The following is a 13,712-nucleotide window of genomic DNA, read 5'->3' as shown; positions in this document are numbered from 1 at the left end:
TTGAAACAAAAAAGATTATAATGAAAAAGTCTCAACCGAAAAACAGGTCGTTCGGTGCTCAGTGGGACTTCTGGCATGGGTGAGAGAGTACATTAAGAATTTTTCCGTTTGGATCACAGAGATAAAAGCGGCGCACGCCCCACGGCTCATCGGTTAAATCATAAACAATCTTGTGCTCTAATTTCTTTGCCAGTTCATATACTGCGTCAACATTATCCACTTCTATAGACAAATCAGGGACCGGGGTGCCTGAGCCACCTTCGCTGGCAAGGCTGATCTGCACAGTCGCCATCTCTCCAGAAGACAAGGTAGTAATCCAGCCATGGTCCATAACAACCTCTAGACCGAAGAGATTCATATAAAATTTCTGAGCGGTGGGGACTGACTTTACTGCTAGATTCGCGACAATACGCTTGACGGTCATTTTAATACCTTTGTTAGATTTCATAAAATGATGTGAGAGCGACAGGGGAAAACGATGGAATAGATGTAAAATTTCTCAATTGCAGATTACTACTTAAAGTATAAAATAAAAAGGTTCGTATAAATTTTACGGATATAAACTTTAAGGGAAGAAAATGGCAAAATATTTATTTATCTATCACGGTGGGGCGAAGCCAGAGAACCAAGAAGATGGTAAAAAAGCTATGGCGGCATGGATGGAATGGTTTGAATCCATTGGAGACAAAGTGATCGATGGTGGAAATCCAGTTGGTCTTTCTACGACTGTTATGAGTGACGGTAACGTTGTTCGTGATGGGGGGACAAATCCTGCAGGAGGTTATAGTCTGTTTGAAGCCAAAGACGTCGAAGAAGCAATTTCCATGGCAAAGGGCTGCCCGATTTTGGCTGCTGGCGGATCGATTGAACTTGCCGAAACCTTTGATCCATAAATATTTAGCCGATACAACAAGCAACAGTTTTTATCAAAAAGGACTTCGGAGAGTACATCAAGGAAGTGTACGGTAGTGTTCAAGCAATTGTTGCATATGGCTTTCTCGATAGTCACCAATAGCGTTCCAGATTTTTTCTGCGAGCCTGGGTTTGGCGTTATAAAGTTTATGACTGATCATCAGATACCAGTCATATTCAGCAAAAGAAGGTTTGATTTCGATCAGACTGTCGCTAAGGTTTAGTTCCCGGATCAGGTTTCGTCCAATGTTACTTTCTAGAACATAGGCATCGAGATGTCCCTCGGCGACATAACGAAGGCCTTTGGATGGCAGGTGTACGGTATTGGCCTTGATGCCATGATCTTCCTGAAGTTTTTTGACGACGACATAGCCTAAAGGGGTGCCAATGGAGTGATTGATGCTGGAAAATGTGTCTCCATTCCAATTAAAAACAGAGGTTTTGTTTTTAAACAGGCTGTAGACAACTCGGTGTAAACGTCTTTTGGGATCAGGGCGTGGAGTATTATTGGGCGTGTTGAGCATTAAGGGGTAACGGCCTAAAACTTCACGTTCTTGTCGATAGATAGAAGCAAAAATACCGTCAATCTTGTTTTGTTCAAGCAACTTCATGCAGCGCTTCCAAGGCCGCCGTATGAACTTGAGAAGAAGTCCTGATTCTTCTACAGCTGCTGTTATAATTTCAACGAGTACACCAGGGTTTTGTTTTGAGAAAATATCGTTACTTCCCATTATATAAGGGGGGTAGCTTTGGTTTTCAGCACAGGCAACAAAAACACCTTCTTCTGAAAGAGGATCAATTTCTGCTCTGGCTTCTTTGTGAAAAATTGACCAAATATTGAGCAAGGCAAAGCTCATTATAAAAAATGTAAAATATTTCATACCAACTCTCTATCTGACAGCGTTTAAGAGTGTGTCATCAAAGAGTTAAGGAAGGTTTATTGTCTGGTTTATCGCAATTAACTTTTCAGTTGAGGACATCTATGCTTCATTATTAAGATCAGGGCTATCAAGAATTATGTAAAAGAGGCAATGAAAGCCTCTAAAAAAACTGGGTACAAAGTATTCAGTAAGGGAACTTGGGAGCTATGATAGGGATGAGGGAGGTGCCGTGATTATCCGTTTTACTGTATTGTGTTTTGTGCTTGTCATGACCGGGCGTACAGTAAATGCGCAAGAAGTCCAAAACACCTATGTTTTTACGGGAGCACTTTTTCCCTTTATCCTCGAGCAAAATAACGAAGGTGCCCCGAAAGGGTTGTCCGTGGATATTCTCAAAAGAATTTCTGAGATAACGGGGGATCACATCGAGGTGAAAATGTATCCCTGGGCGCGTGCTTTACAGATGGCAAAAGCAGGTGTTACTCACGGCGTTATCGGACCCTACAAATCAGAAGAACGTGAAGCTTATCTAAACTATTCCAGCACCCATTTTTACGAAGACCGCATGGTGCTTTTACAGCGACAGCAAAGCTCTATTTCTTGGAAAGGTGATCTTAGGTCTCTAAGCAGCTATACGATGCTGGCGATCAATGGATGGGCGTATGGACCGGAATTTTCGGCGGCATTACCGTTTCTTAATGTGGAAAATGTATCTACAGCTGAGCAGGCCTTAAATATGCTTTGTAAAGAACGTGCCGACCTTGTTGCGTTAAACGAGAGAAATGCTTTGTACGAGATACAAAAAGAAAACGTTTGGAACGAATTATCCATTATGGAACCCGCCTTTCGTACTGTCGTTGGTTATTTTGCTTTTTCTAAAGAACGCGAAGATCTTGCCTTTGAAAACCGCTTTAATACTGCACTTAATTGGCTGGCGACAAGCGGAGAGATTAAGCAGCTGTCAGCAAACTATGGTCTTTCTTATATCGGCCCCACCGTTGAATAAAACCCGCCGTTGAATGAAATGATGTCATTCCTCTATCGCAATACAGCCATCATAGCACTGCCCCCGAAAAGACAGCCCCCTGAAATGTAGTTGATACGTTTAGCCGCCTTGCTGCCAAAAAGAAGCTTTTTGGCTTTTGCTGCTGCAAGCACATACATGGCGAGGACGGCAGCCACGACAAAAGTTGAAGATGCCAGTAAAATCAGGATCTGTTGTTCCGTGTTTCCTGTGGGCACCATAAATTGTGGTAAAAAGGCAAGATAGAACATGATGCCTTTGGGGTTTAGGGCTGCCGAGAGAAATCCGGCTTTGAAGCAGGCCCACTTTTTACCAGGCTGTGGTTCTGAAAAAGATGTGGAGGTCATCCGTCGGGCTTCAATAATTTGGGAATAGCCAAGATAGGCCATGTAAATTACTCCGGCCCATTTCACCATTTGAAACAATACTTCGGAAGATCCCAGAATGGCCCCCAGTCCCATCAGGGATAACAGCATCAAAAAAACATCACCGACTAGAACACCGCCAATGCTGGCGAAAGCCGCGCTCACACCGCGCGCGAGAGCGCCTGACCAATCAGCAATAGTACACAAGGCCCGGGAGCCAGTGTGATGACCGTGCAAGCAACAACAAAGGTAAGCCACATTTCAATCGACATTACATGGTCTCGTTTGGGCTAAGTTAAGGTGGGTAGATTAAGTAAGATAAGAAGTCTCAATCAAGTAGTCCCATTTTTCTAACGCTTAGTTTAAAAACGGGCAAGTTTACAAACTCATATTCGCACTAATTGGAAAAAACAATAAAGTAACTCTTGACCTTCCCCCTAGTGGAAACCTTATCTAAGGTGAATGGACAGAATTATTCACATATTATTGATTGTGGTTTTTACCGTGTCTGCCCCTCTTATGGGTGCTGGTGCAAATGACCATGGCGGTAAAATGAACCATCATGGTGTGATGGTGGACAACCTTGGCCACAGTGATGTGGTTGTGGATCAGGATAATTCTGCCATAGGTAGCTCTGGCGCAGAAGGATTGCGAGACGATTGCCTGCAAATCTTTCATTGCAGTTCTCCAAATACGCTGGTTTCTTTCTTCTCTGAACAAAAAAGAGTGAGCTTTTATCAGCATAACCTTTGGAGCTTGCACAAAAGCGAAGTGTTTCGCTCACAAACACCAACAGTAGATCTTCGCCCACCGAGATCACTGTAACTCCCCACGGGACGATCCACAAAAACCTTAAAGTCAGAAAACTCAAAGATTAACAGACTGTTCTTCTTATGATTTTTTCCAGATCTTAGCGGTTCATATTTCAGCTGTTCATATTTCAACTGTTAAATGTGTTCGTCCCTCTACTTTCAAAACATAAAATTTATTAAACATTACTGCTGGAGTTGCAGATGAAATCTACTGTTTTTGGCCATAAGGCCCTTATTTCTACTTTCGTTGGCATTGCACTTTCAATCGGCGGGATCTCCTTTGCCATGGCGAGTGCCGGACACGGAAGTGTAAAAGAAATATCCATTGGCCAACCGGGTGAAGCCGCCCATGTCAGCCGGACGATTGACGTTAATCTGGAAGACAATTTCTTTACCCCGGAAACGATAGAGGTCAGTAAAAACCAGACCGTGCGTTTTGTGATTAAAAACACCGGGGAATTTGTCCACGAATTTAACATTGGCACCGCCGCGATGCACGCATCCCATCAAAAAGAAATGATGATGATGGTCGATCACGGCATGCTTGAGGTTGATAAGGTCAATCGTGATATGAAAATGGATATGGGCGAGGGCGGGATGATGTCTCACGATGACCCTAATTCCGTTCTATTGGAGCCGGGCGAAACAGCCGAGATTATATGGCAGTTTCCTGAAGCCGCCGAGTTGGAGTTCGCCTGTAACGTACCCGGTCACTATGACAGTGGCATGATGGGTGAAATCACGGTTGGCGAACCTGACCATGATAACGTCGAGCTTTCAACGCACTAGGCGCGTTTCATATCTTTTCTAATGCTGGTCGTACGTGCTCAGAAAATAGAACGTACGGCCACAAAGAGATAATCCGGGCACAAACATTTTCAGCATAAAACGACAGGCATCTTTACTCAGGTCTCAGTTATTCTTGGGCTCAAATTTATTTGGGGCCAGTCATGAGATCAGATGCTTGATTAAGGAATATTTTCATGAAACAGGACAAACCCAGTCTTGCTAAAAACTGTTTTGCTTTTGCGTCCTCAGCCGTTGCCCTTGTCGGTGTGCTGTGGACCGCAGGGGCGCAAGCAGCGGTCTATGATATCAGTGTTGATACCGTGAAGATCGAGACCAGAAGTTTTAGCAAAAACGGCATCGGTTATAACGGCAGTTCACCGGGACCAATCTTGCGCTTTACAGAAGGTGAAGACGTCACCATCAACGTCAAAAATAATCTCGACACCAGCACATCCATTCACTGGCACGGTTTGATCCTGCCAACGAATATGGACGGTGTACCGGGGATCAGCTTTGAGGGCATCGCGCCGGGGGAGACCTTTAGCTATCAATTCCCGGTGGTGCAGTCCGGGACCTATTGGTATCACAGCCATTCCGGTTTTCAGGAACCCGACGGGGCTTATGGTGCCATTGTCATCACGCCCAAAAAACGCGAACCCTTTAAATATGACCGCGATTATGTGGTTCAACTCACAGATAAACACCCGGACTCTGGCGCGAAGATCATGCGCAATCTCAAGATGATGGATGACTATTATAATCGTTCTCAGCGTACCCTGGGCGATTTCTTTTCCGATGTTTCAAAAAAAGGACTTTCGGCGACCCTTGATGATCGTAAGGCATGGGGGGAAATGCGCATGACCCCGACAGACATCGAAGATGTTCAGGGCTTCACCACACTGATCAATGGCCAAGACGCAAATCAAAGTTCTGAAAAGAATTGGACCGGATTATTCAAGCCGGGCGAAAGAGTTCGCCTGCGTTTTATTAATTCTTCCGCCATGACCTATTTTGATATTCGTATTCCCGGTCTGGAAATGACGGTGGTAAGCGCGGATGGCAACAACGTGCAACCCGTCAAGGTGGACGAGTTCCGTATTGCCGTTGCTGAAACGTACGACGTCATCGTCCGTCCCAAAGAAGACCGGGCCTATAACATCTTTGCTGAATCTATGGGCCGGACGTCCTATGGTTTGGCGACCCTTGCGCCCAGAGAAGGTATGAGCGCAAGCACAGAAGTTCCAACACTGCGTGAAGCTCCACTTCTGACCATGGCCGATATGGGTATGGATCATGCCAACATGGACCAAGCCAGTATGTCGAGTATGGATATGTCTGGAACTGATGATATGGCAGGTATGGATCACTCTAAGATGTCGGATACAGACATGGCAAAAACAGACATGGAGAGCATGGACCACTCAAAAATGGATATGAGTTCTAAGCCTGATCCTTTTTATGCGGCGGGCAGTGGGCTTGCGCCTGTGGCGGCACCCGTTGAAGGTCGGGTCGGCAAGTTTTTGTCTTATGGAGATCTCAAGGCGCAAAAACCGCTCTACGATGACCGCGAAGTCACCCGGGAGATCGAGCTGCGGTTAACCGGAAACATGAGCCGCTATAGCTGGTCGATCAACGGGGTGAAGTACGAAGATGCGGACCCGATCCGTTTGCAATACGGAGAACGCGTGCGTTTCAAATTTGTCAATGAAACCATGATGACCCACCCGATGCACCTGCACGGCATGTGGTCCATTCTCGATAACGGCAATGGTAAATGGAACCCGGTAAAGCACACCATATCCATTGCGCCGGGCACTACGGTTTATTCCGAAACCGAAGTTGATGCCTCGGGACAGTGGGCCTTTCACTGCCACCTTTCCTATCACGCGGCGGCAGGAATGTTTCGCAAGGTGATCGTCGAAGGGGGGCCAGATGTGGCGGCAGTTCCTGTGATAAATGCTCCTGTAATAGTTGGTAATGAGGGCTAAGGTGATGAACTCCATATTTAAAAAAGCGAGGCCTTCAGGCCTTGGAAACGTGGCCTCTGGTTTCATGCTTTTCGTACTTTCTGGTGCTGGGCTCTCGTTGGCAATAGGAACAGCGAGCGCTGGCGAAGACCCTTACGTCTATTACGGTATCAACTTTGAACAGTTCGAATATCGTCTCGGCGCAGAAAAGGACCTGTTGGTCTGGGATGGCGATGCCTTTGTCGGCACCGACGAGGTTAAACTTCGTTTGCGATCAAGTGGAGATTATTCACTGGATGACAGTGCCTTTGAAGCTCTCGAACATCAGGGCTTGGTTCAGGTTCCGGTGTCAGACTTTTTCGATGCCAAAGCGGGCTTGCGTTACGACAGCCCGGTGGGTGAAAACCGGGGCTATGCGGTACTGGGTTTTCAAGGTCTGGCCCCGCAGTGGTTTGAGGTCGAGGGAGATGTTTATTTAAGTGAAAAGGGAGATGTCTCGGCCAGATTGGAAGTTGACTATGAACTACTGCTTACCAATCGCCTGATCCTGACCCCAACCGCCGAGATCGACGTTGCCTTTTCAGATGACGCACAAACGGGCGTTGGTTCAGGACTGAGTTCGATCGAAACCGGACTGCGCCTGAGTTATGATCTGGTTGGTCGCTCCATCGCGCCCTATGTCGGCGTCAATTACGAACGCAGCTTTGGCCAGACTAAGGATTACGCCCGCGAAGATGGTGAAGCCGCTGACGATGTTGCCTTGGTCGCAGGCGTTCGCCTGTTGTTTTAGAGCGATTATCGTATAGGTAAGAAACATGCCCCCGGTTCCGCGTTTGAGCAACACTGAACCGGGGGCATGGTACTTATTACCAGAGTATCCAAAGTGTTGGTTTTAAGCGTGATTTGCAAAGACTTCCTTTGCTGCAAACACACCATTCAAAGCTGCTGGAAAACCAGCGTAGGCGGACATCTGTATCATGATTTCAACTATTTCCTCACGAGTGAGGCCAACGTTTAACCCGGCGTGAATATGAACTTTTAGCTGTGGTGTCGCGGTTCCCATCGCCGTTAAGGCGGCGATTGTTGCAATCTCTCTTTCCCGTAAAGCCAGACCTGGGCGAGAGTAAATATCGCCAAAACCAAACTCGATGATATAGCGCCCTAAGTCGGGCGCGATATCGGCAAGAGAAGCAACAACTTCGGCGCCAGATGATCCGTCAATTTCGGCAAGGGCGCGTGATCCTCGCTCGAACCGACTTTCGTCAATGGTTGATGTTTTGGGCGTGATTGTCTGTGTGTTGGGTGTCTGTTCCATGGTGTCTATCCTCTGATAAAGGCTGGCTTTTTCAAGCTTAAAGCCAGCCTCTTTATTGCTGAGGTCACAGAACCTAAATGCTGGAGTGCACTCCAGATCAAGTGTTTTATTTGGGAATGTTGAAATTAAATTGAAACGCTCAAATTTATAGAGGCGAGATATCTACATAGATTTGATAATCCTGTATCAAATCGTTCCTAATTTGCAACACAGTGGCAAAGGGAATGGTGAGTTCGCTGTCGTCGAGACGGACATAGTGCACTTGCCCGGTACAGATAATGTTATCTCCGCTTTCCCAAAGACCGTCGAAACTGTGGGTCATAGATTTAATGCTGGTAAAGAAGGCGGCATTGGCATCAAGCACGGTGGATTTTCCCTGTATCGCACCAAAATTGCCAAGCTGGAAGCGTAAGTCTTCACCGAGAAATGTCTCGAGCTGATCGACAGACTTCGCATCAATGGCCTGATAAAGTTCCGTGACGAATTTGCGGGTTTTAGGGCTTACGGGATTTTTATCTAACATACTAACTGGCTTTCTTATATTACGGGGTTTATTTCACTGGGTTTATTTCACTGGGCCTTATTTCCCGGGACTTTGTATTAACGGGAGCCTCTAATTAACCGGGATCAATTGATCCCCTCTTAAGGGGTGTCGTAGAGGTTGCGTTCGGCGGGGATGTCGCTGAAATACTGAATGAACTCGAATTGGAAACCTTGCGGATCGAGGAAATATACCGTCTTGCGAAAAGGATGATCGCCGCCTTCTATGTCGATCTCAAAGCCTTTGGCCTGCAGGCGGGCGATGATGCCATCGACGTCATCGACTTCAAATCCGAGATGAGCGAGGCCGGGTTTATGCCCGGCGAGTTCTCTGTTTTCGCCTTCGCCATTGTCGTTCAGGGTGATGTAAGTCGTATCATCACCCACATGTAGCCAGGTGCGGGGCTTGCCTTTCCAGTTCATTTTTCCTTCACCACGGACTTCCCATTTCGGAAAGGCGGTCTGAATAAAATCCAGAGTGGCTGCGATATCTGTCACGACCAGATTTGCGTGTTCAAAACGAACCATGATTTATCTCCTCTTTTGAGTTCTTGGTATCATTGAGGTTTAAAAAATTTCTTGCCTGACCTAGAGATAATGTGTTTCTTAAAAGATGATAATCAGGTTATATAGAAACATATTGGTGAGTAAAAGTTGACAGTTGTAAGGGGAGAGTTGTGGACGATAGTATGGGCGCGATCCCGATTTTTGTGGCGGTGGTCGAAGAGGGCGGCTTCTCTGCGGCGGCGAAAAAGCTGCACGTTTCCAAATCGGCGGTGAGTAAACGCATTACCCAGCTTGAATCCCGTCTTGGGGTGCAGCTTTTGTATCGCTCAACCCGTAAGCTCAGCCTGAGTGAAGCGGGCGAGCAGTACTTTGCCCACGCTGTGCAGTCTTTGGCCGCCGCGCGTGAGGCCGAGGACGCCGTTGCGCAACTGCAGGGCGCGCCACAAGGGCGCTTGCGCATCAACACGCCGATGTCTTTTGGCCGTTTGCATGTTGCGCCTTTGGTGCCTGAATTTCTCAAATCACATCCGGGAGTAACCCTGGAAATGGTGATGGATGACCGGGTGGTGGATATGGTTGAGGGCGGATTTGACCTCGCTATTCGGGTGCGGACCTTACCTGATTCAGCTCTGATCGCGCGAAAACTTGCGCCCTGCCATAATGCGCTTTGTGCTTCGCCGGAATATCTCGAGACCTTTGGCACTCCGCAAAGGCCGGAAGACCTGCTGACGCACAATTGCCTGCAATATGCCTATGCCAGCAGCACCCATAACTGGCAATTTCACGCGCCCGCAACAGAAGGCGGAGAGACGATCTCGTTGGAAACCACGGGAAGCTATCAGGTCAATAATTCTGAGGCCTTGCGCGAAGCGCTGGTTGCAGGTGTCGGCATCGGCCGCCTGCCAACCTTTATCGCAAGTTCTGATGTTGCCGCTGGTAAATTGGTTCCGGTGATTTCCAATTACCACCTGCCAAGCCAGACCATATACGCGATCTTCCCCGAACGCCGCCATCTCCCCGCAAAAGTTCGTGCCTTTGTCGATTTTCTCGTTAAGAAACTTGGCGACGATGTGCCTTATTGGGATCGGTAAGTGGCGCAGGAGAATACAGAAAGTATTATATTAGTTCGATCTATTTTCTGGTCTATTTTTTTGGTGCATCGATGGCGAGAAGATAGCGAGATACTGATTTTTCCACGGCTTTATTTCCATCGCGGGCAATCGTCAAACCGGGAAAGGCGCCGTGGATGGTCTCGAACTCAAAGCCTTCGACGGATTTTCCAATTCTGCGAACCGCCGTGGCTGGTAAAGGAATGTAGTTGGGATAACTACGCATAAAACTGACGTGCTGAAGATCGGCAACCACCTGCATGATATCCCCTGTAAAGAGCGTTCCTTTGTCTTGTTTCCAATGAAGTACGGTGCCTCCTTTGAAGTGGCCTCCACAACGGATTAGTGTGAGATCCAGGTTGAGGATTTCTGTTTCTCCGGACCAATGACGGATCGAGGAGTGCGGCTTTTGAACCCACTTGGCATCATCAGTATGAAGGTAAATTGGGATGTTATCAAAAGCATCACTCCATGCACCCATTGCGGTGTAATAATGAGGATGCGAAATAGCAATTGCCGATAGCTCACCGTTGCCCTTGATCCAATCTATTGTGGTATCGTCAACCATTGCGAGACAATCCCAGAGCACGTTTCCGAAGGGTGTCTTTATGAGAAAACCACGCTGGCCAATAGCAAATTTAGGCTCAATTGTTAAGGCGTGGAGAGTAGAAGATATCTCTGTTCGAACTATATGGTGGCTTTGCTCTATGTTTTCGACTGTTGTCCAGGCTTGTCCTGTTGCCGGAACGTATTGCCGTTCATCCTCACAGATCGGGCAACAAACGGGTGGTATTGTGGCCTCCGGATATTGTGTGCCACAGGTCGCGCAAATTGGTTGAATCAATTTTGTCACCAGAAATTTTGTTACTGGAAATATTCTAAAGCATGATCCTAAGAAGGAGAAGGTTTGGATAAGCTTAGCGTCTCTGTTGAAACTTGCAACTTTGATAAGCTCTGCGCAAGGAGGAGTAAAATTGCATATTTTCTACAATGTCACTTGCATTGAAGAATGAAAGCTTGCTCTATGAGAGCGGTATTATCGAATATGGATCATGGTTATGAGTGCAGAGAAAACACAAAATTCTGGGATATCGTCGGCTGAAAATTTTAAGGGTGCTGCTTTGATGGCGCTCAGTCAGGCGGCTTTCGTCTTTAACGATGCCTTTATGAAACTGGCATCGGCTGATCTGTCCTTGTTTCAAACCATTTTTCTGCGTGGATTGTTCACGACTTTTTTCCTTGGCCTCATTGCCTTGAAAATTATGGGGGGGCCAAGAGCGCTTGTCCGCCCGCTTTCAAAACCTGACCGCAAAATTTTGAGCTTGCGCGTGGTGGGTGAGGTTGGCGCGACACTTTGTTATTTGACGGCTCTTTTTAATATGCCAATTGCGAATTCCACGGCGATCCTCCAAGCGCTGCCACTTGCTGTAACCTTGGGCGCGGCGTTGTTTTTGGGTGAAACCGTGGGTTGGCGGCGCTATTCCGCCATTGCGGTTGGTTTTATTGGAGTATTGATTATCGTCCGTCCGGGGGCCGAGGGCTTTAACGCCTATTCCTTTTGGGCACTGGCAGCCGTGGTCTTTATCGTATTGCGTGATCTCGTGACCAAGAAAATTTCCAACGAGATACCTTCTATCTATGTCGCGCTTTTGACCTCGATTGCTCTGACCGTTACCGCAGGCGTGCTTTTACCGACATCTGGGTGGCAGGCCGTTGAAATCAAGCCAATCGGTTATCTTACAGGGGCAGGTTGTTTGCTTATGGTAGGGTATCTTTCTGTTATCGCGGCGATGCGTACGGGGGAAATTTCTTTTGTCTCACCGTTCCGTTATACCATTTTGATATGGGCAATCCTGCTTGGCTTTTTTGTCTTTGGTGATCTTCCTGATAAATGGACGATTATCGGCAGCCTGATCCTGGTGGCTACTGGCGGCTATACCTTCTATCGTGAGCATAAACTCAATAAGTGTTTGGCCTCGGAACAACTTCACCACGATACAGTTGACCTTGGCGATCTCGGTGACTGGCCGGAAAAAACCACAAAATTAGAAACAGAGTTGGAAAAGGCCGAGGAGTTATCCAACAGATAATCGTACGAATAATGTGTGGATAAAATACCTTTCCTAGGGATTAAACGAAAAGATAAAGGGACAGATTAAGTGAGTGGTCCAGATGACATAACGCCCGGGTTTGATCCCAAAGGCACGCCAGTTGAAAAGCCTGTGAACGAAGTATCTACAGACAAAGCTTCTAAAAATTTGGCAGCTCAAGATCGATCTACTGAAAATGTCAAAGGGGCCGTTTTAATGATTTTCGGTATGGCGGCCTTTGTCGGTAATGTCACTTTGATGAAGCTAGTTTCTTTTGAACTTTCGCTGTTTCAGGCAATTTTTTTACGGGGATGTTTTGCTGCTGTCGTGCTCGGCGGATTGGCATTTTATCGGCGAGAGTTATTTATCAAAGTTTCCAGCACTGATGCCAAGGTATTGAGCATTCGGATTGTTGGGGAAATCGGAGCTTCGCTTTGTTACTTTATGGCTTTGTTCAACATGCCAATCGCAAATGTCACGGCGATTTTACAGGCCTTGCCACTTGTCATAACTCTTGGTGCTGCGATCTTTTTTGGTGAAACCATTGGGTGGCGGCGTTATGGCGGTATTGTTTTGGGTTTTGTTGGAATCTTAATCATCGTTCAACCGGGTACCGATGGCTTTAGTGTTTATTCGCTTTGGGCGCTGGCATCGATGTTTTCTGTGGCAATTCGCGATCTGGCAACTCGGCGGTTTTCATCTGGCTTGCCGTCGTTGTTTGTTGCCTTTGCTACAATGGTCTGTGTCACTTTGGTCGCAGGATTATTGACGCCCACCATGGAATGGAAGCCGGTAAGTTTGAATACGGTTGGTATGTTGGCTGGGGCAGCGATATTTATTATGGTGGTGCACATTACCCTGATCCAGGCCATGCGTGTGGGTGAAGTCGCTTTCGTTACACCATTTCGCTACACTGTCATGATCTGGGCGATTGCTCTGGGATATTTCATCTTCGACGAAACCCCAGAAAACACCACCCTAATTGGCTGTAGCCTACTAATACTCACGGGGATCTATTCTTTTTGGCGCGAACGCAAAGTGGTAAAAGAGAATTTAGATGATGTGGATGTTATTCCGATAAAATAAGCCAATTGAAAATTAATTTGAAAAGGGGAGATCCATTAAAAGAATGGATTGATCACCTAATAATCTTCAGTGTGGCAAACTTTATCGGCTAGGATTGTCAGCCAAGATATGACTTCTTTACTTTCTGGCGATAATTGAGCCTTTGAAAGTTGTTCTTTGCTTGCGTGTATCTTGAGAGCATTCCACTTTTGGCAAAAATCACTGAGATCTCGCGGATTAGGAGAATCACGATCTGGTACTAACTCTGATAAGGGCTCTGGTGATTGGTTATCAGTTTTTCTCACAGTACGTCCTATCTGTTAAGTCCAAACCCTT

Annotated in this window: 17 protein-coding genes; 9 read left to right on the top strand and 8 right to left on the bottom strand. The window is 46.7% G+C overall.

Going from position 1 to position 13,712, the window contains the following annotated elements; genetic code table 11:
- Positions 1–58 precede the first annotated feature (58 nt).
- A complete protein-coding gene (locus tag ACFSKO_RS09940) occupies positions 59–424 on the bottom strand; it encodes a VOC family protein (protein WP_380251022.1) in 366 nt (121 codons plus the stop codon).
- A 154-nt stretch (positions 425–578) separates the two neighbouring features.
- On the opposite strand from ACFSKO_RS09940, the gene ACFSKO_RS09935 reads away from it, so the two are divergent.
- Positions 579–893 (top strand): YciI family protein, encoded by a 315-nt coding sequence (locus ACFSKO_RS09935; RefSeq protein ID WP_380251020.1) that lies wholly within the window; start codon positions 579–581, stop codon positions 891–893.
- A gap of 57 nt (positions 894–950) precedes the next feature.
- Here the strand turns inward: ACFSKO_RS09935 and ACFSKO_RS09930 are convergent, their stop codons facing one another.
- On the bottom strand, positions 951–1,793 hold the full coding sequence (locus ACFSKO_RS09930) for a substrate-binding periplasmic protein (protein WP_380251018.1): 843 nt from the start codon (positions 1,791–1,793) through the stop codon (positions 951–953).
- Positions 1,794–2,022: 229 nt separating this feature from the next.
- On the opposite strand from ACFSKO_RS09930, the gene ACFSKO_RS09925 reads away from it, so the two are divergent.
- Positions 2,023–2,799, top strand: a complete 777-nt coding sequence (locus tag ACFSKO_RS09925) for a substrate-binding periplasmic protein (RefSeq protein WP_380251016.1) — start codon at positions 2,023–2,025, stop codon at positions 2,797–2,799.
- Between the two features lie 32 nt (positions 2,800–2,831).
- Here the strand turns inward: ACFSKO_RS09925 and ACFSKO_RS09920 are convergent, their stop codons facing one another.
- Entirely contained in the window at positions 2,832–3,389 is a 558-nt protein-coding gene (locus ACFSKO_RS09920) for a LysE family translocator (protein WP_380251014.1), read from the bottom strand.
- A gap of 297 nt (positions 3,390–3,686) precedes the next feature.
- On the opposite strand from ACFSKO_RS09920, the gene ACFSKO_RS09915 reads away from it, so the two are divergent.
- From ACFSKO_RS09915 to ACFSKO_RS09900, 4 genes are all read left to right on the top strand, one after another.
- On the top strand, positions 3,687–4,007 hold the full coding sequence (locus ACFSKO_RS09915) for a hypothetical protein (RefSeq protein WP_380251012.1): 321 nt from the start codon (positions 3,687–3,689) through the stop codon (positions 4,005–4,007).
- Between the two features lie 188 nt (positions 4,008–4,195).
- Positions 4,196–4,783 (top strand): cupredoxin domain-containing protein, encoded by a 588-nt coding sequence (locus ACFSKO_RS09910; protein ID WP_380251010.1) that lies wholly within the window; start codon positions 4,196–4,198, stop codon positions 4,781–4,783.
- Positions 4,784–4,977: 194 nt separating this feature from the next.
- Positions 4,978–6,771, top strand: a complete 1,794-nt coding sequence (locus ACFSKO_RS09905) for a copper resistance system multicopper oxidase (RefSeq protein WP_380251008.1) — start codon at positions 4,978–4,980, stop codon at positions 6,769–6,771.
- Positions 6,772–6,775: 4 nt separating this feature from the next.
- Positions 6,776–7,540, top strand: a complete 765-nt coding sequence (locus ACFSKO_RS09900) for a copper resistance protein B (RefSeq protein ID WP_380251006.1) — start codon at positions 6,776–6,778, stop codon at positions 7,538–7,540.
- A gap of 102 nt (positions 7,541–7,642) precedes the next feature.
- Here the strand turns inward: ACFSKO_RS09900 and ACFSKO_RS09895 are convergent, their stop codons facing one another.
- The 3 genes from ACFSKO_RS09895 to ACFSKO_RS09885 form a co-directional block, all read right to left on the bottom strand.
- Complete coding sequence (locus ACFSKO_RS09895; RefSeq protein ID WP_380251004.1) at positions 7,643–8,065, bottom strand: carboxymuconolactone decarboxylase family protein; 423 nt, start codon at positions 8,063–8,065, stop codon at positions 7,643–7,645.
- A 145-nt stretch (positions 8,066–8,210) separates the two neighbouring features.
- Entirely contained in the window at positions 8,211–8,588 is a 378-nt protein-coding gene (locus ACFSKO_RS09890) for a nuclear transport factor 2 family protein (RefSeq protein ID WP_380251002.1), read from the bottom strand.
- A 119-nt stretch (positions 8,589–8,707) separates the two neighbouring features.
- Positions 8,708–9,133 carry a VOC family protein gene (locus ACFSKO_RS09885; protein WP_380251000.1) on the bottom strand — a complete coding sequence of 142 codons (426 nt, stop codon included), beginning with the start codon at positions 9,131–9,133 and terminating at the stop codon, positions 8,708–8,710.
- Positions 9,134–9,294: 161 nt separating this feature from the next.
- Between ACFSKO_RS09885 and ACFSKO_RS09880 the strand changes: the two genes are divergently transcribed.
- Positions 9,295–10,203, top strand: coding sequence for a LysR family transcriptional regulator (locus ACFSKO_RS09880; RefSeq protein WP_380250998.1), 909 nt, complete (start codon positions 9,295–9,297; stop codon positions 10,201–10,203).
- A gap of 52 nt (positions 10,204–10,255) precedes the next feature.
- On the opposite strand, the gene ACFSKO_RS09875 is transcribed toward ACFSKO_RS09880, so the two are convergent.
- Positions 10,256–11,065: an MBL fold metallo-hydrolase gene (locus tag ACFSKO_RS09875; protein ID WP_380250996.1), complete on the bottom strand. Its 810-nt coding sequence runs from the start codon at positions 11,063–11,065 to the stop codon at positions 10,256–10,258.
- A gap of 214 nt (positions 11,066–11,279) precedes the next feature.
- Here ACFSKO_RS09875 and ACFSKO_RS09870 point away from each other — a divergent pair, with 214 nt between their 5' ends.
- Together ACFSKO_RS09870 and ACFSKO_RS09865 are read left to right on the top strand one after the other, a co-directional pair.
- Positions 11,280–12,311 carry a DMT family transporter gene (locus ACFSKO_RS09870; protein ID WP_380250994.1) on the top strand — a complete coding sequence of 344 codons (1,032 nt, stop codon included), beginning with the start codon at positions 11,280–11,282 and terminating at the stop codon, positions 12,309–12,311.
- 69 nt (positions 12,312–12,380) lie between these two features.
- Positions 12,381–13,397: a DMT family transporter gene (locus ACFSKO_RS09865; protein WP_380250992.1), complete on the top strand. Its 1,017-nt coding sequence runs from the start codon at positions 12,381–12,383 to the stop codon at positions 13,395–13,397.
- 56 nt (positions 13,398–13,453) lie between these two features.
- Here the strand turns inward: ACFSKO_RS09865 and ACFSKO_RS09860 are convergent, their stop codons facing one another.
- Positions 13,454–13,681 (bottom strand): protein-tyrosine phosphatase family protein, encoded by a 228-nt coding sequence (locus ACFSKO_RS09860; RefSeq protein WP_380250990.1) that lies wholly within the window; start codon positions 13,679–13,681, stop codon positions 13,454–13,456.
- Between the last annotated feature and the right edge of the window lie 31 nt (positions 13,682–13,712).

Origin of the sequence: Kiloniella antarctica (assembly GCF_042682825.1) — a bacterium.
In the GTDB taxonomy this organism is placed as follows: domain Bacteria; phylum Pseudomonadota; class Alphaproteobacteria; order Kiloniellales; family Kiloniellaceae; genus Kiloniella; species Kiloniella antarctica.
This window is presented reverse-complemented; position numbering and strand designations above follow the sequence as displayed.